Origin of the sequence: Aquitalea aquatilis, assembly GCF_005155025.1 — a bacterium.
Lineage (GTDB): Bacteria > Pseudomonadota > Gammaproteobacteria > Burkholderiales > Chromobacteriaceae > Aquitalea > Aquitalea aquatilis.
Map to the genome: position 1 here is coordinate 2,806,820 of NZ_CP039731.1, position 17,413 is coordinate 2,824,232.

Annotated in this window: 19 protein-coding genes, 13 tRNA genes and 1 pseudogene; 7 read left to right on the forward strand and 26 right to left on the reverse strand. The window is 56.6% G+C overall.

The genetic code is table 11. The features are described from left to right. Positions 1-40: 40 nt before the first annotated feature. Genes FAZ30_RS13110 through yjgA form a run of 3 tightly spaced genes read right to left on the reverse strand, consistent with a single transcriptional unit; the run spans position 41 to position 2,168 of the window. Positions 41-1,024 (reverse strand): YheT family hydrolase, encoded by a 984-nt coding sequence (locus FAZ30_RS13110; RefSeq protein WP_137009567.1) that lies wholly within the window; start codon positions 1,022-1,024, stop codon positions 41-43. After that, entirely contained in the window at positions 1,024-1,605 is a 582-nt protein-coding gene (gene mog / locus FAZ30_RS13115) for a molybdopterin adenylyltransferase (protein ID WP_137009568.1), read from the reverse strand. Before mog ends, FAZ30_RS13110 begins: the two co-directional genes overlap by 1 nt. Further along, complete coding sequence (yjgA, locus tag FAZ30_RS13120) at positions 1,605-2,168, reverse strand: ribosome biogenesis factor YjgA (protein WP_103526338.1); 564 nt, start codon at positions 2,166-2,168, stop codon at positions 1,605-1,607. The genes mog and yjgA overlap by 1 nt, the downstream gene beginning before the upstream one ends. Positions 2,169-2,294: 126 nt before the next feature. Between yjgA and pmbA the strand changes: the two genes are divergently transcribed. The 3 genes from pmbA (at position 2,295) to FAZ30_RS13135 (ending at position 5,435) form a co-directional block, all read left to right on the forward strand. Next, the gene (gene pmbA, locus FAZ30_RS13125) at positions 2,295-3,653 is read left to right on the forward strand and encodes a metalloprotease PmbA (protein WP_168190842.1); all 1,359 of its coding nucleotides are present in this window, start codon (positions 2,295-2,297) and stop codon (positions 3,651-3,653) included. Between the two features lie 87 nt (positions 3,654-3,740). Continuing rightward, positions 3,741-4,880 carry a patatin-like phospholipase family protein gene (locus FAZ30_RS13130; protein WP_124644220.1) on the forward strand — a complete coding sequence of 380 codons (1,140 nt, stop codon included), beginning with the start codon at positions 3,741-3,743 and terminating at the stop codon, positions 4,878-4,880. Positions 4,881-4,940: 60 nt separating this feature from the next. After that, positions 4,941-5,435, forward strand: coding sequence for a disulfide bond formation protein B (locus FAZ30_RS13135; RefSeq protein ID WP_233578513.1), 495 nt, complete (start codon positions 4,941-4,943; stop codon positions 5,433-5,435). A 299-nt stretch (positions 5,436-5,734) separates the two neighbouring features. Here FAZ30_RS13135 and FAZ30_RS13140 read toward each other — a convergent pair. The 12 genes from FAZ30_RS13140 to FAZ30_RS13195 form a co-directional block, all read right to left on the reverse strand. Next, a tRNA-Asp gene (locus FAZ30_RS13140) sits at positions 5,735-5,811 on the reverse strand. A 5-nt stretch (positions 5,812-5,816) separates the two neighbouring features. Next, a tRNA-Val gene (locus FAZ30_RS13145) sits at positions 5,817-5,892 on the reverse strand. Between the two features lie 25 nt (positions 5,893-5,917). Further along, positions 5,918-5,994: transfer RNA gene (locus FAZ30_RS13150), tRNA-Asp, on the reverse strand. A gap of 6 nt (positions 5,995-6,000) precedes the next feature. Next, positions 6,001-6,076 (reverse strand) — tRNA-Val (locus tag FAZ30_RS13155). Positions 6,077-6,101: 25 nt separating this feature from the next. After that, a tRNA-Asp gene (locus tag FAZ30_RS13160) sits at positions 6,102-6,178 on the reverse strand. A 6-nt stretch (positions 6,179-6,184) separates the two neighbouring features. Next, positions 6,185-6,260 (reverse strand) — tRNA-Val (locus FAZ30_RS13165). Positions 6,261-6,285: 25 nt separating this feature from the next. Beyond that, positions 6,286-6,362, reverse strand: a tRNA-Asp gene (locus tag FAZ30_RS13170). Positions 6,363-6,366: 4 nt separating this feature from the next. After that, positions 6,367-6,442, reverse strand: a tRNA-Val gene (locus FAZ30_RS13175). Between the two features lie 26 nt (positions 6,443-6,468). Then, positions 6,469-6,545 (reverse strand) — tRNA-Asp (locus FAZ30_RS13180). A gap of 5 nt (positions 6,546-6,550) precedes the next feature. Further along, positions 6,551-6,626, reverse strand: a tRNA-Val gene (locus FAZ30_RS13185). 26 nt (positions 6,627-6,652) lie between these two features. After that, positions 6,653-6,729 (reverse strand) — tRNA-Asp (locus FAZ30_RS13190). Between the two features lie 4 nt (positions 6,730-6,733). Continuing rightward, positions 6,734-6,809, reverse strand: a tRNA-Val gene (locus tag FAZ30_RS13195). Between the two features lie 218 nt (positions 6,810-7,027). On the opposite strand from FAZ30_RS13195, the gene FAZ30_RS13200 reads away from it, so the two are divergent. Both FAZ30_RS13200 and tilS read left to right on the forward strand, forming a co-directional pair. Beyond that, positions 7,028-7,993, forward strand: coding sequence for an acetyl-CoA carboxylase carboxyltransferase subunit alpha (locus FAZ30_RS13200; RefSeq protein ID WP_124643324.1), 966 nt, complete (start codon positions 7,028-7,030; stop codon positions 7,991-7,993). Beyond that, complete coding sequence (tilS, locus tag FAZ30_RS13205; RefSeq protein WP_255424576.1) at positions 7,983-9,296, forward strand: tRNA lysidine(34) synthetase TilS; 1,314 nt, start codon at positions 7,983-7,985, stop codon at positions 9,294-9,296. The genes FAZ30_RS13200 and tilS overlap by 11 nt, the downstream gene beginning before the upstream one ends. A 46-nt stretch (positions 9,297-9,342) precedes the next feature. Here the strand turns inward: tilS and FAZ30_RS13210 are convergent, their stop codons facing one another. Next, on the reverse strand, positions 9,343-10,032 hold the full coding sequence (locus tag FAZ30_RS13210) for a Bax inhibitor-1 family protein (protein ID WP_137009569.1): 690 nt from the start codon (positions 10,030-10,032) through the stop codon (positions 9,343-9,345). Between the two features lie 166 nt (positions 10,033-10,198). Between FAZ30_RS13210 and FAZ30_RS13215 the strand changes: the two genes are divergently transcribed. Then, positions 10,199-10,283, forward strand: a tRNA-Leu gene (locus FAZ30_RS13215). 154 nt (positions 10,284-10,437) lie between these two features. Continuing rightward, entirely contained in the window at positions 10,438-11,439 is a 1,002-nt protein-coding gene (locus tag FAZ30_RS13220; protein WP_137009570.1) for a site-specific integrase, read from the forward strand. On the opposite strand, the gene FAZ30_RS13225 is transcribed toward FAZ30_RS13220, so the two are convergent. The 10 genes and pseudogenes from FAZ30_RS13225 to FAZ30_RS13270 all read right to left on the reverse strand — a co-directional run bounded on the left by FAZ30_RS13225 (position 11,436) and on the right by FAZ30_RS13270 (position 17,338). After that, on the reverse strand, positions 11,436-11,717 hold the full coding sequence (locus FAZ30_RS13225) for a helix-turn-helix transcriptional regulator (protein WP_137009571.1): 282 nt from the start codon (positions 11,715-11,717) through the stop codon (positions 11,436-11,438). The genes FAZ30_RS13220 and FAZ30_RS13225 overlap by 4 nt on opposite strands. A gap of 60 nt (positions 11,718-11,777) precedes the next feature. Then, on the reverse strand, positions 11,778-12,242 hold the full coding sequence (locus FAZ30_RS13230; RefSeq protein WP_137009572.1) for a hypothetical protein: 465 nt from the start codon (positions 12,240-12,242) through the stop codon (positions 11,778-11,780). Positions 12,243-12,350: 108 nt separating this feature from the next. Beyond that, positions 12,351-12,569 (reverse strand): hypothetical protein, encoded by a 219-nt coding sequence (locus FAZ30_RS13235; protein WP_137009573.1) that lies wholly within the window; start codon positions 12,567-12,569, stop codon positions 12,351-12,353. After that, positions 12,569-13,192, reverse strand: a complete 624-nt coding sequence (locus tag FAZ30_RS13240; protein WP_137009574.1) for an ASCH domain-containing protein — start codon at positions 13,190-13,192, stop codon at positions 12,569-12,571. Before FAZ30_RS13240 ends, FAZ30_RS13235 begins: the two co-directional genes overlap by 1 nt. Further along, positions 13,189-13,908 (reverse strand): phiTE_015 family protein, encoded by a 720-nt coding sequence (locus FAZ30_RS13245; protein WP_137009575.1) that lies wholly within the window; start codon positions 13,906-13,908, stop codon positions 13,189-13,191. Before FAZ30_RS13245 ends, FAZ30_RS13240 begins: the two co-directional genes overlap by 4 nt. A 36-nt stretch (positions 13,909-13,944) precedes the next feature. Next, entirely contained in the window at positions 13,945-14,892 is a 948-nt protein-coding gene (locus FAZ30_RS13250; protein ID WP_137009576.1) for a phosphoadenosine phosphosulfate reductase domain-containing protein, read from the reverse strand. Continuing rightward, positions 14,889-15,595: pseudogene (locus FAZ30_RS20585) on the reverse strand (DUF2786 domain-containing protein). Before FAZ30_RS20585 ends, FAZ30_RS13250 begins: the two are co-directional and overlap by 4 nt. Then, positions 15,592-16,512: a DNA cytosine methyltransferase gene (locus FAZ30_RS13260; protein ID WP_137009578.1), complete on the reverse strand. Its 921-nt coding sequence runs from the start codon at positions 16,510-16,512 to the stop codon at positions 15,592-15,594. Before FAZ30_RS13260 ends, FAZ30_RS20585 begins: the two are co-directional and overlap by 4 nt. Beyond that, complete coding sequence (locus FAZ30_RS13265; RefSeq protein ID WP_137009579.1) at positions 16,509-17,012, reverse strand: hypothetical protein; 504 nt, start codon at positions 17,010-17,012, stop codon at positions 16,509-16,511. Before FAZ30_RS13265 ends, FAZ30_RS13260 begins: the two co-directional genes overlap by 4 nt. 71 nt (positions 17,013-17,083) lie before the next feature. Next, positions 17,084-17,338 carry a hypothetical protein gene (locus FAZ30_RS13270; RefSeq protein WP_137009580.1) on the reverse strand — a complete coding sequence of 85 codons (255 nt, stop codon included), beginning with the start codon at positions 17,336-17,338 and terminating at the stop codon, positions 17,084-17,086. Positions 17,339-17,413: the final 75 nt, after the last annotated feature.

A 17,413-nucleotide genomic window follows, 5' to 3' on the forward strand; every position in this document is an offset into this window, starting at 1 on the left:
GGCCCTGTCTGGCGGAGCCGTTTCGAGGGGGCGGCTGACGCTAAGGTTTGGCTAACGGGTTTGCCTGGCTGCTGCTGTTTTGCAGATGGGGCAGGAAGAAGTCGAGTAGGCGCTGCGGCAGCCAGTGGATATGGCCGGGAAAGCAGCCACTGACAAAGCCGACATGGCCACCGTGCAGCGGGAAGTCTAGCACCACGGTGGGGCTGACCTCGGTCGCGGCAGGTAGGGCCGAGGCAGGCAGAAAGGGGTCATTGCGGGCATTCAGTATCAGTGTGGGGCAGCTGATCTGCCGCAGACGTGGCTTGCTGCTGGCGCGTTGCCAGTAATTGAGTGCCGTGCCATAGCCGTGCAGGGGGGCGGTGACTGCGTCATCAAATTCGACAAAGGTGCGGGCGCGGCGTACCCGCCTCGCGTCGAACAGGCCGGGATGCTGGCGCAGCGTGGCCAGCGCCTTGGGTTTGAGCGTGTTCATGAACATGCGGGTATACAGCAGCCTGCCCAGTCCCCGGTCCAGCCGGGTGCTGGCAGCGACCAGATCCAGCGGGGCAGAGATGGCTGCCGCTGCGAGGGGGAGGGCTGATGGGCCTTCTTCGGCCAGATAGTTCAGCAGCATGCTGCCCCCCAGCGATACCGCAGCCACCGCCATCAGCGGATAGCGTAGCGCCAGGCGCTGGAGAATCCAGCGGATTTCTGCCGCATCACCCGCGTGATAGGCGCGTGGCAAGGGATTATCCATGCCGCCGCAGCCGCGAAAGTGCGGTACGACGCCATGCCAGCCACGTGCGGCTACCGCCTGCATCAAGGCGCGGGCGTAGTGACTGTCGCTGCTGCCCTCCAGGCCATGAAACAGCACGACCAGCGGGCTGCCGCGCCGGCCATCGACAAAATCCAGTGCAATGCTTGCCCCGTCCGGGGTTGGCCACTGTTCGCGCCGATAGGGCGGCCGTGGCGTGCGCAGCATCAGTGCTGGCCAGATGGTTTGGCTATGGCCGTCTGGCAGCCATGCCGGGGCACGGTAGGACATCAGGCCGAGGCGGGTTTCTGTGCCGACTTGGGGCGGAAAGCCTTGACTACCTGTGGCACGGTTTCGACATAAGGGCCGCCGATCAGGTCGAGGCAGTAGGGGACGGCAGCAAAGATGCCGGACACCAGTGTTTCGCCCTGTTCGCCCTTCAGCCCTTCCAGTGTTTCCTTGATCGCCTTGGGCTGGCCGGGCAGATTGAGGATCAGCGTGCTTTTGCGAATGACGCCGACCTGGCGCGACAGGATGGCCGTCGGCACAAAGCGCAGGCTGATCTGGCGCATTTGCTCGCCGAAGCCGGGCATTTCGCGGTCGGCTACTGCCAGCGTGGCATCGGGGGTGACATCGCGCGGAGCCGGGCCAGTGCCGCCCGTGGTCAGCACCAGATGACAGCCTTCCTCATCCACCAGTTGGCGCAGCGTGGATTCGATCTCGGCCTGTTCGTCCGGAATCAGCCGGGTGACGGTGGCAAACTGGCTGGCCAGCGCCTGGGTCAGCCAGTCTTGCAGGGCCGGAATGCCCTGATCCTGATATACGCCGCTACTGGCGCGATCCGAAACCGAAACCAGGCCTATCTTCAGCATTACTCATCTTCTCCGTATTCGTTTGCTTGCTCATCCTGCTGTGCTCGCGGCTTGCCCGGCTCCGGGATGGCCTGCTTGATCAGCTGGAACAGCAGACGGAAGGATTTGGGCGGCTTGTTCTCGGCCTGTTCCTTGCGGGCATTGCGAATTAGCGTGCGCAGCTGCTGCGGGTCGGTGCCGGGGAAGTCGTTGATGAAGGCAGCCGACATCTTGTCATCGCTCATCAGGCGTTCGCGCCAGCGTTCCAGCAAATGTTGCCAGGCAATGTGCTCGGACGATTCGCCCTTGATCACCAGCAGATACTGGCGGATCGGTTCTGCGTCGATGTCGCGCATCAGCTTGCCGATGTATTGCAACTGGCGGCGCAGTGCGCCATGGGCGGTAAAGCGTTTGTAGTCCAGAATGGCAGTCAGCAAATCCTCCGGCAGCTGCATTTTCTTCAGCGTATCCTTGGAGAGTTCGACCAGCTCCTTGCCCAGATCCTGCAGCGCGTCCATGTCGCGTTTGCGCTGGGACTTGCTGATCATGCCGTCAGGCAGGCTGTCGTCCTGGTAATCAGTCATCGTTCAAAAGTCTCTACGGTTTTCAAGGCTGGTATGATACCGGAAAAGACGTGTCGCTTCCCGTGCAAACACGTCGGAGGCGGTGGTGGCTGGCTGCACCACCGCATCGGCAAGGCAAAATACATCATGGTAGATAAGACATTGGCAGACAACACATTCAGTTTCAGCAAAGACGTATTAGCAGGCATCGCCAGTCGTGTACTGGAACTGGCGCAACAGCATGGGGCTTCTGCCGCCGAAACCGATGTTTCCGAAGGGCTGGGCCAGACGGTCAGCGTGCGCCTGGGTGAGGTGGAAACCATCGAGTACAACCAGGACAAGGGTGTATCGGTCACCGTGTATCTGGGGCAGAAAAAAGGCCATGCCAGTACCTCTGATTTTTCCGAAGTAGCCCTGCAGGATACGGTGAAGGCTGCGCTGGATATCGCGCGCTTTACTGCCGAGGACGAGTGTTCCGGGCTGGCTGACCCGCAGTTGCTGGCCACCGATTTTCCCGATCTGGACCTGTTCCACCCCTGGAATCTGCCGGTAGAGCAGGCCATTGAACTGGCGCGTCAGTGTGAAGACGCGGCCAGGGCGGTGGATGTGCGCATTCGCAATTCGGAAGGGGCTTCGGTATCGGCACAAGCCAGCCATTTCATCTATGCCAACAGTCATGGTTTCCTGGCCGGCTATCCCGGCAGCCGCCACAGTATTTCTGCTGCGGTAGTGGCGGAAGAGGCTGGCGCGATGCAGCGCGATTACTGGTACTCGGCTGCGCGTCATCCGGCTGATCTGGACGATCCGCTCAAGATCGGCCGTATCGCCGGCGAACGGGCAGTGCGTCGCCTGTCGGCCCGCCGGGTGAAGACCGGCCAGTACCCGGTGCTGTTCGAGGCACCGGTGGCGGCATCCTTGCTGGGTCACCTGGTATCGGCGATCAGCGGCGGTAATTTGTACCGCAAATCTTCTTTCTTGCTGGATTGCCAGGGACAGCAGATTTTCCATCCCCATATAACGGTCGATGAGGATCCGTTTGTGCTGCGTGGCATGTCGAGCGGGGCTTTTGATAGTGAAGGGGTGGAAACCTCCTCGCGTCGGCTGGTTGATCAGGGGGTGTTGCAGGGTTATATGCTGGCCAGTTACTCAGCCCGCAAGCTGGGTTTGCAGACTACCGGCAATGCTGGCGGCCCGCATAATCTGCTGGTGCACAGCACGGGCGAGAGTTTTGACGAGCTGCTGCAGCAGGTTGGAACCGGTTTGCTGGTCACCGAGCTGCTGGGGCATGGCATCAATACCGTTACGGGTGATTATTCGCGTGGGGCTGCTGGTTTCTGGGTGGAAAATGGTGTGATCGCCTACCCGGTGGAAGAAATCACCATCGCCGGCAATCTGCGCGAGATGTTCCAGCGCATGGTGGCGGTGGGGACGGATACGCTGGCCCGTGGTGGTAGGGTTATGGGTTCGGTGTTGATCGAATCGATGACTGTGGCGGGCGAGGGCTGAGGCCAGTGTGCTGCGGCTGCTTGTCAGAGCAGCCGTTTTCCGGCTATGCCTATAACAACAGATAATGCATCCACAGCGAGGTGCAAGATGGCGGGGAAGAGCAAGATCGGTCTGGTACTGTCGGGAGGCGGTGCCCGCGCCGCCTATCAGGCGGGCGTATTGCTGGCCATTTCGCGCCTGTTGCCGGAGCCGGAGCGCAATCCCTTCCCCATTATCTGCGGTACTTCGGCCGGAGCCATCAATGCCGTGGCCGTGGCTGCCGGGGCGGGGAATTATCGCCAGGCAGTACGATATCTGGCCCAGATGTGGAAGCAGTTGCACATCAATAACGTCTACGATGCCAGCCTGGCGTATTTTCTCAAGACCTTTTTCCATTTTGGCATTTCCATCGCCACGGGTGGCCGGGGGTGGCGTAACCCGCGCAGCTTTCTGGACAATGCGCCATTGCGCGATTTTCTGGCCCGCACCATGCCGCTGGACGGTATTCAGGATTCGCTGGAGCAGAATGCCCTGCAGGCACTGGCGCTGACCGCATCCTGTTTCAGCACCGGCATGTCGGTGACTTTTTTTGAGGGGCAGTCCAGCATCAATGAGTGGTCGCGTCATCAGCGCATGGGCGTACGCGAGAAAATTTCACTGGATCATCTGATGGCCACCTCGGCCATTCCGCTGATCTTTCCCTCGACCCAGATTGGCAAGCTGCATTATTGCGATGGTGCTATTCGGCAGATGACCCCCTTGTCGCCGGCCTTGCATCTGGGGGCGGAAAAGCTGTTTATCGTGGGCTTGAGCAGCCAGCGGCCGACAGGGGTCGAGCGCCGTACCACCGGCCTGGCGCCAAGCCCCGCGCAAATATTCGGCCACCTGCTCAACAGTGTTTTCATCGACAGCATGTCGATGGATATGGAGCGCTTGTTACGGGTGAATCACACGGTGTCTTTGCTGGAGGGTCATCAGGAATTGTGTACGCAAACCAGCCTCAAGCAAGTGGACATTTTCATGTTGAATCCCAGCAAATCACTGGAAAGCATTGCCTACCAGTATGCGCACGAGTTTCCGCCGGTATTGCGCTTTCTGATGAAGGGGGCGGGCGGCACGCGTCAGCGCGGGATGACGCTGGCGACATATTTGCTGTTTGAACCCGGTTATTGCCGCGCATTGATTGCGCTTGGCTACAAGGATGCGCTGAACCAGCGTGAGGCCATCAAACAATTTCTGGAACTTTGAGTCAGTACTAAAATCTCAGAGTTTTTGTATTTCAGCCCAAAACATAAATAAGGGGATGTTGTGAGTATTCGTTTATCGCGCCGACAAGGGTTCTTTCTGGTGGCTGCCGGTTGTGCCGCCGCCATGGGCTTTGCCCTGTATTCGCAGTATGTTTTGCAGCTGGAGCCTTGCCCGTTGTGTATTTTTCAGCGCGTTGGTGTCATTACCGTCGGCCTGATCGCCTTGTTGGCTGCTTTGCATAATCCGGGTCGTGGTGGCTATCGCCTGTGGGCTGGGCTTGGCGTGCTGGCTGCGCTGGCGGGTGGGGCGGTTTCCGTGCGGCAGCTGTGGTTGCAGAGTTTGCCGGAAGATCAGGTGCCGGCGTGTGGGCCTGGGCTGGACTACCTGATGGAAACCTCGCCACTGTGGGATGTGCTGTCCAAAGTATTCAAGGGGAGTGGTGAATGCGCCAAGGTGGACTGGACTTTCCTGGGCCAGGCCATGCCCTTCTGGGTGGCGGTATTTTTTGTCGGCGTCATTGCCATGCAGCTCTGGCTGGCCATGCGCAAGGATTAAACTGCATCATCAATCACAGCCGCTTCGTGTAGCTGACAGAGCCAGTGGTCAAACTGCTGGCGGCATCATTCGGCGAGAAACAACAAAACCCGGCCTGGCCGGGTTTTTTTACGTAAATGGCTGATTATTTCGCAGTCCTGCTCGAATTTCTTCCCCCTGTCGATTGCGGAGGGGCTGCATTCTCGTGATGCTCATGGCGTGAAACATCAGACAACTGGCTGGTCTTGGCAGGAAGGGGCTTGGCGGCGGATAGTGAATGGAAATGCAAAAAAGCAGCCCATGGCTGCTTTTTTTGATATTGGCGGAGTGGACGGGACTCGAACCCGCGACCCCCGGCGTGACAGGCCGGTATTCTAACCAACTGAACTACCACTCCAACCTTGGTGGGCGTTGACGGAGTCGAACCGCCGACATTCTGCTTGTAAGGCAGACGCTCTACCAACTGAGCTAAACGCCCGAAAGGGTTACTGCGACTAATCTGTTGGCGGAGTGGACGGGACTCGAACCCGCGACCCCCGGCGTGACAGGCCGGTATTCTAACCAACTGAACTACCACTCCAAACCTTGGTGGGCGTTGACGGAGTCGAACCGCCGACATTCTGCTTGTAAGGCAGACGCTCTACCAACTGAGCTAAACGCCCGAAAGGGTTACTGCAACTAATCTGTTGGCGGAGTGGACGGGACTCGAACCCGCGACCCCCGGCGTGACAGGCCGGTATTCTAACCAACTGAACTACCACTCCAAACCTTGGTGGGCGTTGACGGAGTCGAACCGCCGACATTCTGCTTGTAAGGCAGACGCTCTACCAACTGAGCTAAACGCCCGAAAGGGTTACTACGACTAATCTGTTGGCGGAGTGGACGGGACTCGAACCCGCGACCCCCGGCGTGACAGGCCGGTATTCTAACCAACTGAACTACCACTCCAACCTGGTGGGCGTTGACGGAGTCGAACCGCCGACATTCTGCTTGTAAGGCAGACGCTCTACCAACTGAGCTAAACGCCCGAAAGGGTTACTGCTACATAATCTGTTGGCGGAGTGGACGGGACTCGAACCCGCGACCCCCGGCGTGACAGGCCGGTATTCTAACCAACTGAACTACCACTCCAACCTTGGTGGGCGTTGACGGAGTCGAACCGCCGACATTCTGCTTGTAAGGCAGACGCTCTACCAACTGAGCTAAACGCCCGAAAGGGTTACTGCTACATAATCTGTTGGCGGAGTGGACGGGACTCGAACCCGCGACCCCCGGCGTGACAGGCCGGTATTCTAACCAACTGAACTACCACTCCAACCTGGTGGGCGTTGACGGAGTCGAACCGCCGACATTCTGCTTGTAAGGCAGACGCTCTACCAACTGAGCTAAACGCCCTGAAACCTTTTCGCTGTCTGCGTTTGCGTCTCAGCGAGGAGGCGAATTAAAGCACAGCCTTTTTTTCAGCGCAAGGGGTAGGTTTCATTTTTTTGCATAAAACGGGCAAATCTCAAATCGGCAGTTCATGCTGATTGAATTTTGTCAGACAGGGGCGTGACGGATTCTTTTGCACTCATGTATGATTGCCCGATTCGCTTAATCGGATGATGTGAATAATGAAGCCGACCTTTCTCGATTTTGAGCAGCCGATTGCCGAGCTCGAGAACAAGATAGAAGAGCTGCGTTTCGTGCAGGATGACTCCGTACTGGATATCTCCGAAGAAATCGCACGCCTGCAAAAGAAGAGTCTGGAACTGACCAAGACTCTATATGCCAAACTGTCCCCCTCGCAGATCTCCCAGGTGGCTCGCCACCCGCAGCGTCCTTATACATTGGACTACCTGCGCAGCATCTTCACTGATTTCGAAGAGCTGCATGGTGATCGATCCTTTGCCGACGACCCGGCAATCGTGGGTGGCTTGGCGCGTTTCAATGGCCAGTCCGTGATGGTGATTGGCCATCAGAAGGGCCGTGATACCAAGGAAAAGATCTACCGCAATTTCGGTATGCCGCGCCCGGAAGGCTATCGCAAGGCCCTGCGCCTGATGAAGCTGGCCGAAAAGTTCGGCATCCCGATCATGACTTTTGTCGATACCCCGGGTGCTTATCCCGGTATTGGTGCAGAAGAGCGCGGCCAGTCCGAAGCCATTGGTCGTAATCTCTACGAGATGGCAAGACTGCGTGTGCCCATTATCTGCACCATTATCGGTGAAGGTGGTTCCGGCGGCGCGCTGGCTATTGCCGTGGGCGATCAGGTCAATATGCTGCAGTACTCTACCTATTCGGTGATTTCGCCCGAAGGCTGTGCTTCCATTTTGTGGAAAACCGCCGAGCGTGCATCCGAAGCGGCCGAGGCGCTGGGCATCACGGCCAATCGTCTGAAAACCCTCGGTCTGATTGACCGCGTGGTGAGCGAGCCGGTTGGTGGTGCACATCGCGATCATGCGCAGATGATGAATGCCATGAAGCGCATGTTGCAGGAGCAGTTGAAGGATTTTGCCAATCGTCCGATCGAGGTGCTGCTGAAAGAGCGTTTCGAGCGTTTGATGAGTTATGGACGTTACAAGGAAGATGCAGCCTGATCTGCTGAAAGCCCTGTTAGCCCACTGGCCGGACAATTTGTCCGGCCTTTGTGCTTTTGAGCTTGGACTGAGTGGTGGGCTCGACTCCATGGTGCTGCTCTCGCTGTTGGCGCGCGCGCGCCAGTACCGGCCGCAGTTGCGGCTGTCGGCGGTGCATGTACATCATGGCCTGAATACGGCGGCAGATGACTGGGTTCTGCACTGTCAGGAAGTGTGCCGACAGTTGGATGTCCCCCTGCGTGTGGCGCGGGTTGCTGTCCGTTGTGCTGCAGGGGAGAGCCTGGAGGCACGGGCTAGGCAACAGCGTTATGAGGTGTATGCCCAGTCGGCGGCCGAGGTGCTGGTGCTGGCGCACCACCTGGATGATCAATCCGAAACCGTGCTATTGCAGCTACTGCGTGGCGGCGGAGTGCGTGCGCTGTCGGGAATGCCGGCATTGCGCAGGCTGGAGCAGCTGCAGCTGTGGCGACCATTGCTTGGTTTTACCCGGCAGCAGCTGGAGCAGTACGCCGCGGAGCAGGGGTTGAGTTGGGTTGATGATGACAGCAATGCGGACATTGCCTACCGCCGTAATTTATTGCGGCACCGCATCATGCCGCTACTGCAGCAGCATGTTCCGTCTTATCGGCAACAGCTTGGTCGCAGTGCCTGGCATATGGCGCAGGCATCGCAGTTGGTGGATGAGGTGGCAGCCGCAGATTTGGCCAGTTGCGCGACAGGTGCTGCGCTGGATGTGGCGCGTGTGCTGTCGCTGTCGCCTGTGCGCCAGGGGTTTTTGCTGATGGCTTGGTTGCGCCGTCTGGGGCAATCGCAAGTGGCACCAGAGCAGCTGCAGGAATTTTTGCGTCAATTGCATATGGCGGCGGCTGCCAGTCAGCCCTGTTTGCAATTGCCGGAGCTGGCCGTGGTGCGTTATCGCCAACAGCTGCATGCGGTGCCGGTGCTACCGCCTCAGTCGGCATGTGCATTGCGGTTTGATCCGGCGCAGCCAGTGTGCCGCCAGCCTGGGTGGGGTGGCAGTTTGCGCTGGGTACAGCGGGGTGGTTTGACTTTGCAGTCACTTGCTGGCGATTTGCAATTGCGTCCGCGCTTGGGTGGTGAGGTGTTGCAACAGGCGGTGGGGCACAAGTCGGTTAAGAAGCTGTTGCAGGAGGCGGGTATTCCACCCTTGCTGCGGCGGCAATGGCCCTTGCTGTATGCCGCGGATGATCGCTTGCTGGCCCTGCCCGGTGTGGCGGTGGCCAGTGATTGTTTCAGTCCTGACGGCTATTGGCCGGAATGGCAGCCTGGATTGAACGATTAAAAAAAGCGCCTCGATGAAGAGGCGCTTTTTGCTGGGGTACTCAGGTTCAGTCACGTTCGCCGCTGAAAGCCATCAGCAACTGCAGCAAGCTGGTAAACAGATTGTAAATGCTGATGTAGATCGACAGTGCGGCCGATACGTAGCTGGTTTCGCCGCCATCCACGACCACCTTGACCTGCCACAGAATCATCAGCGAGCTGAACAAGGCAAAAGCTGCGGCAATGGCCAGCTGCATGCCCGGCATTTGCAGGAAGATGTTGGCCACCACGGCGACCATCAGCACGATGGCGCCGATGGTAAGGAAGCTACCCAGTGCGGACAGATCGCGCTTGGTGGTGCTGGCAATGCCGGCCATGACGACAAAAACCAGCGAAGTGGCTGCGCCGGCAGTCATGATCAGCTGGCCGCCATTGCTGAAACGCAGTGCGAATTGCAGCAAGGGGCCCAGCAGCAGGCCCATCATGAAGGTAAAGCCCAGCATCAGGAACACGCCCAGCGAGTTATTGCGGTTTTTCTCGATGGCAAAAACCAGGCCGTAAAATACCGCCATGATGGCTAGCATGCCCATGATCGGGCTGGCTGCCATGAGGGCGAAATTGAGATGCGTGCCAATCAGGGCACCCATGACAGTGGGGATCATCGAAAGGCCCAGCAGCGCATAGGTATTGCGCAGAACCTTGTTGCGTAGGCCGCTGGTCGTGCTGGTCTGGTAGGTATTGTGCAGGTCCGGTTGCATGCTGCCCTCTCTTGATTTGGATGTTTGTTGCGCTGTTGCAAAACAATATGCCTGCATTGTGACATGAAAACATGACAATGGTTCATTTGACATGGCGCTTGAACCGCAGGGAATCCTGAGGTATATTTGCGGCCTCTTTCGCGGTGCTTTCGAGTGCTGCTGGTGGGCGAGCGTGGCGGAATTGGTAGACGCACTGGATTTAGGTTCCAGCGCCGCAAGGCGTGAGAGTTCGAGTCTCTCCGCTCGCACCACAGAGTTTTTGTCTAGTTGTTCATGTTGTCCTGTAATGCACGCCAGTAAAGGCTTCTAGCTGCTTTCTGGCCCGGCTATCTCCCTGCTTTAATCTGTAAAATTCCGCATTATCCTGTACCATGTGTCGCAATTTTGTCGCATGGATTGTCGCATATGGCTACGTTTGAAAAGCGTAAGGCTGGCTGGCAGGCTCGCGTCCGCAAGGGTGGGCTCAATGAGACAGCCACCTTCAGAACAAAGGCGGAAGCTGCTGCGTGGGCTGCTGCTAAAGAAAATGATCTGGCTGCGGGTCGTGCTGGCTTAGCGCCTAACAGGACGTTCGGCGAATTGCTGCAGCGGTACTCTGAAGAAGTATCTCCATCAAAGCGTGGTGGCCGCTGGGAGCAGATTCGCATTGCTATGCTGATCCGCGACTATACCGCGCTATGTGATACCAGGCTGGCTCAGTTCAATACTGAGACGGTTGCTACGTGGCGTGATGAGCGCCTGAAATCTGTTTCTGAACTATCTGTGATCCGTGAGTGGGCAATTTTGCAGAATGCCTGCAGTGTGGCAGCAAAGGAGTGGCGTTGGTTGCCTCATAATCCAATGCTGCAAGTAAAGAAGCCTACCGCACCAGCGGCAAGAAGCCGCCGGCCGACGGATGATGAGATAGCCAGATTGCAGCTGGCTACTGGGTATGTGTGTGATGAGCGGCCTGAAACGATGATGGCCAGGGTAGGGGCGGTATGGCTGTTTGCAATCGAAACGGCCATGCGGGCGGGGGAAATTTGTAGCATTACGCTGGAGCATGTCCATTTTGATGACAGGATTGTGTACCTGCCAAAAACAAAGAATGGACATGCCCGCGAGGTGCCGCTGACAAGAGAGGCGCTCAGGATACTGAGGCAAGTTGCTGAGGTAACTGATGGCCATGCCACTGTTTTCGGGATTGCGGCGGCGTCGCTTGATGCGCTATTCCGGAAAGCAAAAGCCATGGCCTTGATTGAAGATCTGCACTTCCACGACTCCCGTCGTGAAGCGCTGACTAGAATGGCGAAAAAGGTTGATGTTATGACCTTGGCTAAAATAAGCGGCCATCGAGATTTGCGAATTTTGCAGAATACGTATTACGCTCCGAAAATGAAGGAGTTAGTACATTTGCTGGATGATTAGGCGCGTTTCTTCTCTTGGCGGCTATCTACCCATCTGATTACCTCTGATGCTCTCCAGCGTGGGTTTCTGCGTCCGCCTGTCGATATGTCGATGCATGCCGGGAAATCCGGCTTGCATGCGATATGTTCGGTAAATTGCCGTCGGGAGACAACTAAATATTCTGCGCAGCTATCTGCATCCCATATCTGTTTATCAATCGGCACTACTGGTCTTGGCTTGGATAGTGCAGCAACAAGTGATTTAACAGATTCAGCCAATTCATTCAGATTTTCTTGCATTTCATTTTCCCAATAGAAAAGGCCGCAAGCGGCCTCTTATCTTTTCGTTTGTCCTGGTCGTCAGTCGATAGATTGCATGGCTGGATCTGCTATCAGGGTGATTGGCAGGGCATTCGGATATAGATCGCAGTGAGCAAGTGGCCATTGCGATGGATTTCCGCTTACCTGGTGATCCATCCTGATGAGCTGCACGGCATCGAGCAGTGGGCCATGAACAATGATTGTCAGGTCGCCGCCATGAGAGTTTGTCCGGGGTGTTGCGGGGATGCCGTGCCGCTGCAGCCGGCTGGCCAGCGCTTCTAGCCGGTTGATGCAGCGCTGACTGGCATCGATGGACTGCAGCGCCCAGATTGTTTGCTGAATGACCGACTGTGCAGCCTGGCGCGCTAGTAGGCCGGCTTGCTTCTCTTCCAGCTCCAGCAGGATCTCGGCCAGGGCTGTTTGGAATGGAACGCCCATGGTCGGGATCGCTTTGCGCACCTGATCGAGTGTTACGTCATATTTTCCGTAGGTCCGTTCAGTCATAGCGGCCCCCTATCTTATTGAATTTTTTGAGCGCAATAAGCAAGTTGATAGTTGCAATGACGACTAAGGCTAGTACTGCGAGTCCGCACCAGAAAAGTATATTTTCCATCAGTAATCCCTCTTTTTCTCGTCAAGCACAATCACCAAGTCAACAGATGGCTGTCCAATAACCTTTGCTTTCAGCTGACTGCCTCTGATCATGTGCCCGATACTGGCGATGGCTGAGCGCGTGGCCTGTTCTTTGATTTGCCGTACAGCACAGTCATCACCCCAGCTGCTGGGCACGGTGATTTCAAGGGTTACGGTAACGCGGGCTGTAGCACTCATCACTCACTCTCCACGATTTTGAATTCCACCACCCATACCCAAGGATTCACATCCCAGCTGCCTGGCCCGTTGATTGTTTCCCAAAGGTGTCGATATCGATCTACCCGCCCAACCTGCCCCAATGTGCAACCAGACATACCTTCTGCTAGTGCATCCACTTCGCTGATGTCCTGTAGCCGCTCCATGCGCACGCTGACGATTTCCAGCAGGATGCGGCTGGCCCAGCGCGGCATGTGTATAGAGGGCTTGCACGCACTGGTGATGTTATCGTCTGGATCGATGTATTCATGTATGCCATCTGTTGCCGGATAGCTGATGGCATAGCCTTTGCCAGTATCCCAATCGACAGATCGGAATTCATATCCTTCTGCATACAGTGGCTGAAATTTCTCTCGTACCCACAGCCGGTCACCGGACTGGCCGTATGGGCATTCAGCAAGAATCTGCCGCAGTGCGTTCGGGTACACAAAGTGGCCTGGCCCGCGCAGGCTCTTTACCCCGAGCCAAGGGAAATGCTCTGACGTAGTAGGCGGGTTTTTCATGACTCGCCGTGTCTGCGTTTTGCTGCCATCCAGCAGTGCGCGTACCATAGAAGCGCTAAATAAAATTGGACGTTCTTTCATTCCTTGCCTCCCTTCGGCTGCGGGGTGGAAAGCATGGCTGCGTCAATTGCAGAATCCAACGTGGTTCCAACCAATACTTCCCCATCACCATCTACCGCGCTAATCGGGCAGTCACTGGTTTCGCACAGCCAGCGGTATCGGGCTGCATCAAGCATGGTCGTATCCGGCACCTGCGAGGGCGGGGCAGTGGAGAGCAACACCGTAAAACCATGCGCCATGAAAATTTCGCGGATATGGTCGCGGCTCAGTGTGGACGCCACCGCCTCACCGGCAGGCTGGGCAGTATCGCGCTGTTCTTGAAATAATTCTGTCGTGTAGTCATCAGCAACACTGCAAACGATTTCTGGCAGAGTATTCGGCTTGCTGATTTTCCCGCCGGTTACGTGCATGTAGACCTTCGGGGCAGCGTCCAGCAGCATTGAATAGTCAGCCAGTTCTTTTTTAAGCTGAGAAATGTCGATGGTGCCATTTGGAGCTACGATGTCACGCCACGTCTCATTCCATTCGCGCTCCACTTCATCGGCCACCGCCTCACCGGCAGGCTGGGCGCGGGCGGCTTGCCATGCTGCCCACATTTGCTGTTGATGCAATGGTCCGTATTTTTCGTCATACACCCCGTTATGCATGTCGCGAGTTGGCTGACCTGTGCAATGTTTTGTTGAAAACTTACCGCGATGCCACTCCTCAAACTCCGCCCGCATTTGTTCGTTGCTCATCTCACTCTCCAAAAAAGTTGAGGCCCGGAGGCCTCGTTATTCACACAATCCATAAGCACTGCTACACGCCGTTGGCTCATCCAGATCGGCCAACAAGTCGTACTGACTGCCGCCGCGTGTTGTTCGGCTCCACTCGACCCGAGCCCATACGCTCCCGCCTTTTCGCGCTCGTTCTGCATCGGTGTCATAAAAGAACGATGCCGCGCCTGGCTTACTGGCAAGTCGGACAAGTCGTTCCCACTCGGCAATGCGCTCAACCTCATTCGGCCAGCGCTGGCTGATGGTGCGCAGTTCGTCCTTGCTGACGTTGATGCATGGCATGCAACCGACTCGGCTGCAGCCTTGCAGATAGAGCGGGTTCGGCTGGATGCTGCGCTGGGCGCAGTAGTTGAAAACATCGAGTGCAGTCCACTCGACCAGTGGGCGGAAGGCATGCATGCGCGGGCCAATGCGCTCGGCCAGCTTGGCATTGCGGCGGTTCTCGCTTTCATCCCGGCGAACGCCCTGCCAACTGATTACGCGATAGCCGGCGTCTACAAGGTCGATCTGGTAGGCCACAGCCATATTGCGTTTCAGTTCCTCGGTGCAGAACTGCCCCTTACGGCTGGGGAAGCGCCCCTTCCATATGCAGAGGTCAAGAAACGGATTGCCAGTCGGGTGAAGAACAGCCAGTGCCCGGCGCTTGGCCTTGTTCGTCCAGCGTACCTTGCGACCGGTTTTCTTATCGCGTCTGGTGCGTTTGTCACGGGCAATGAACATGCGCTTGTTGGCAATCTGCTCACTGAAATCAGCCTTTAGCCTGTCGATCTGGATATCAAGCGCCTGCTCCAAGTAGAACAAGTACTCGTAGACGGCCTGATGCTCGTTGCCGGTGTCGCAGAAGATTGCCCGCATGTTTTTCCGGCCCACGCGCTCCAGCGCTAGCAGCAGGGTGGCAGTGCTGTCTTTTCCGCCACTGACGCTGACAACGTGTATTTTCTTCATGGAATTGTCTCAAGCAGGCCGGCATTGCTAGCGGTGTTGATTCCATGGTGCAGCTGTGCATCAGCGCCGCTGGATTTTCCCGCCGCAAATGCCCTGGCTTCTGCTGCTGTGACTTGCCGGCCTTTTTGTCGATCAGTTGGGGAGAGTTCGCCCAGTGAGTCGATATTTTTTTCGATATAGGCTGAAATGACTGCCTCATCCTTCCGGGTATTCGCGTGCTCATGGACTTGCCGATAGATTGCTTCATTCCATCCCATGCAAAACATATCGGCTTTCCTGGTCTTACTTGCTTTGCTCTCTCGCTGTCCGTCGCACTGATTTGCAATGAATTCACTGCGTGCTTTTTCAGTTGCCGGTAAAGCTGCGCAAATGTGTGACTGGCAATGGCAGGGTTGGCATCGCGGCCAATGAAAACCCACTTTGCAGACTGGCCGCGTCTGGCATGTAGCGACTGGCATGCGAATGCTCTACAGATCAGCTGGACAAGAATGGCCTCCCATTTTGCGGGCTTGCGCAATGCGCCTGCAGCGCTGGTGGCTTCTTTGATATCGCTGATAGCAACATCGCCCTGATTGAGCCCATGCTTGGCCATAAGTGCTTGAGCCTGCCGCATTGCGGCTGCAGCTTCATGTTCATTACTGCTTTCTGCCAGCTTCAGGCATTTTTTTATCTTGCGAAGGATGTTGTCATTTTCGGTGCTCATGCTGCCTCCTTGATGGAGTTGATCAGGTCGCACATAACGACAGGGCAAACGGCATTGCCAATCATGTGGACTGCGAGGGAGTGTTGTTCTGGGAGGATGTAATCGGGAGGGAATCCCATGGCCGCAGCGCATTCATGCTTTGTGAGCATTCGCATGCGGTCGCCATCGATGACTGCCCATCTATCCCGTGTGGTGATCGTTCCAATCGGTCTGGTGATATCCCGGCCGGTCTGGCCAGATCCTGTCCCGTAATAGGGCGCAAGGAATCTGTTACCGAAGCGTTCCCGGCCTGCTGCTATGCGATGCAGTGTTGCAGCGCTGCGGCCTGGCTTGTCGATCTTGCTCCAGTTGCCCTGGCTGAAATCAATGAAGCTGTCAGCGCCTATGTGTGGGCGATTGGGCAGTGCCAATTCAATAGGGTGCTTGCTCTTGGTCATTACCAGATACAGGCGTTCCCTGTTCTGGGGTACGCCATGATTAGCCGCGTCGATGATATAGGGGGAGATTGCATACCCCAGTGCATGAAGTGCCTGCAGCCATGCTGGATAAAGAGCCCACTTGGTAAATGCTGGCACGTTTTCAATAATGATGACGTTTTCTTTGTGATACTCGACAATGCTCAAAACTGACCATGCTGTTGCTCGGCTGCTATCGTGTTGCGGGTTGCCGTTGGCTTTCCCTCTGGCTGGGCTGTGTCCCTGGCAACAGGGGCTTGCAAGGAAAATGTCATGCTGCGGAATGAGGGCGGGATTGACCTGATGCATGTCCTGGCAGGTATGCATTGCCTGAGGGTGGTTTCTGGCGTGAATCTCAACTGCTGCTTGCCAGTGGTTCCCGGTCCAAACAATTTCCGCTCCCGCCATCTTTGCGCCTTCGCTAGATCCGCCAATGCCGGCGAAGCCGTCTGCGACTCTCATGCTTGTGCCTTCCTGGCAAAGACTGCTACCGGCCCATCCTCTGTGTCGGTGATGAGAACAAGGAACCATCCATTCTCTATGGGTGGAGTTGGGTTCCAGTTTGAAAAGTGGCCACCGCTAAAGTAGGCGTCTACCTGCTCCTGGGGGGCGTCGTGCTCCATCCATTCGGTTGCTGACTCATAGCCGTATTTCTTGAGCCATGCTCTGATATCAAAGGATTCATCATCTGTTCGTGGTAAAGCTGGATGGCTCCAGGTGCCGTACTGGTCCCGTTCAATTTCCACTGATGCGAGTACGTTCTTAATCAGGTCTTGATGGAGTTGGGGATAGTCGGTCGCGCAAGCGTTGGCATAAGCAAGTAGGGCGCTGGGTGCAAACTTGTCGTGGGTCATGTCCAGTACAAAGTAGCTAGCGCCGTGGCGGTCGCCGCCGGGCTGGTCGCGGCCATCGGTGCGGTTGACGATGAATTTCGGGTAGAGGCCGATTTTTTTTTGTTGCATGGTGTTCTCCATAGAAAAAGGCCCGGTATCTACCTGGGCCTTTGTGCTATCTAGCGGCTGGCGCTGGTGGTTTATTTGTTCCGGATCTGATCGCGGCGGCGGATCAGCTCGGGTAGCAGGATGTCGTCGAGCAGCTTCTGCTTGCTCTTGACCGTGCTACCGGCAAAGACTTCTTCCAGCAGGTCAGAAGTGGCTTTGTTGAAGCGCCACGGGAAGTTACTGACGTGCGGCGCGTTGTTGGTGTGTTCGGCCTCACCGGTCTTTCCTGCTTGCGCTGTAAAGCTTGCAAGTGCTTGCGGGTCAATCTTGTTCTTATCAATTCGCATCGTTTCATTCCGTTTTATGTGCAATGCAATCACATGCAATGACACGCAATGACGTGATGCGATGTGAAATGAAAT

What these genes read in the sequence shown, in the direction of transcription:
- FAZ30_RS13270 (WP_137009580.1), bottom strand. Translation starts at nt 17,338, where the DNA reads ATGCGAATTGATAAGAACAAGATTGACCCGCAAGCACTTGCAAGCTTT.
- FAZ30_RS13245 (WP_137009575.1), bottom strand. Translation starts at nt 13,908, where the DNA reads ATGAGCAACGAACAAATGCGGGCGGAGTTTGAGGAGTGGCATCGCGGT.
- FAZ30_RS13210 (WP_137009569.1), bottom strand. Translation starts at nt 10,032, where the DNA reads ATGCAACCGGACCTGCACAATACCTACCAGACCAGCACGACCAGCGGC.
- pmbA (WP_168190842.1), top strand. Translation starts at nt 2,295, where the DNA reads ATGGTAGATAAGACATTGGCAGACAACACATTCAGTTTCAGCAAAGAC.
- FAZ30_RS13220 (WP_137009570.1), top strand. Translation starts at nt 10,438, where the DNA reads ATGGCTACGTTTGAAAAGCGTAAGGCTGGCTGGCAGGCTCGCGTCCGC.
- FAZ30_RS13250 (WP_137009576.1), bottom strand. Translation starts at nt 14,892, where the DNA reads ATGAAGAAAATACACGTTGTCAGCGTCAGTGGCGGAAAAGACAGCACT.
- FAZ30_RS13200 (WP_124643324.1), top strand. Translation starts at nt 7,028, where the DNA reads ATGAAGCCGACCTTTCTCGATTTTGAGCAGCCGATTGCCGAGCTCGAG.
- FAZ30_RS13130 (WP_124644220.1), top strand. Translation starts at nt 3,741, where the DNA reads ATGGCGGGGAAGAGCAAGATCGGTCTGGTACTGTCGGGAGGCGGTGCC.
- FAZ30_RS13240 (WP_137009574.1), bottom strand. Translation starts at nt 13,192, where the DNA reads ATGAAAGAACGTCCAATTTTATTTAGCGCTTCTATGGTACGCGCACTG.
- FAZ30_RS13235 (WP_137009573.1), bottom strand. Translation starts at nt 12,569, where the DNA reads ATGAGTGCTACAGCCCGCGTTACCGTAACCCTTGAAATCACCGTGCCC.
- FAZ30_RS13225 (WP_137009571.1), bottom strand. Translation starts at nt 11,717, where the DNA reads ATGCAAGAAAATCTGAATGAATTGGCTGAATCTGTTAAATCACTTGTT.
- FAZ30_RS13260 (WP_137009578.1), bottom strand. Translation starts at nt 16,512, where the DNA reads ATGAGAGTCGCAGACGGCTTCGCCGGCATTGGCGGATCTAGCGAAGGC.
- FAZ30_RS13265 (WP_137009579.1), bottom strand. Translation starts at nt 17,012, where the DNA reads ATGCAACAAAAAAAAATCGGCCTCTACCCGAAATTCATCGTCAACCGC.
- FAZ30_RS13110 (WP_137009567.1), bottom strand. Translation starts at nt 1,024, where the DNA reads ATGTCCTACCGTGCCCCGGCATGGCTGCCAGACGGCCATAGCCAAACC.
- FAZ30_RS13230 (WP_137009572.1), bottom strand. Translation starts at nt 12,242, where the DNA reads ATGACTGAACGGACCTACGGAAAATATGACGTAACACTCGATCAGGTG.
- mog (WP_137009568.1), bottom strand. Translation starts at nt 1,605, where the DNA reads ATGCTGAAGATAGGCCTGGTTTCGGTTTCGGATCGCGCCAGTAGCGGC.
- yjgA (WP_103526338.1), bottom strand. Translation starts at nt 2,168, where the DNA reads ATGACTGATTACCAGGACGACAGCCTGCCTGACGGCATGATCAGCAAG.
- tilS (WP_255424576.1), top strand. Translation starts at nt 7,983, where the DNA reads ATGCAGCCTGATCTGCTGAAAGCCCTGTTAGCCCACTGGCCGGACAAT.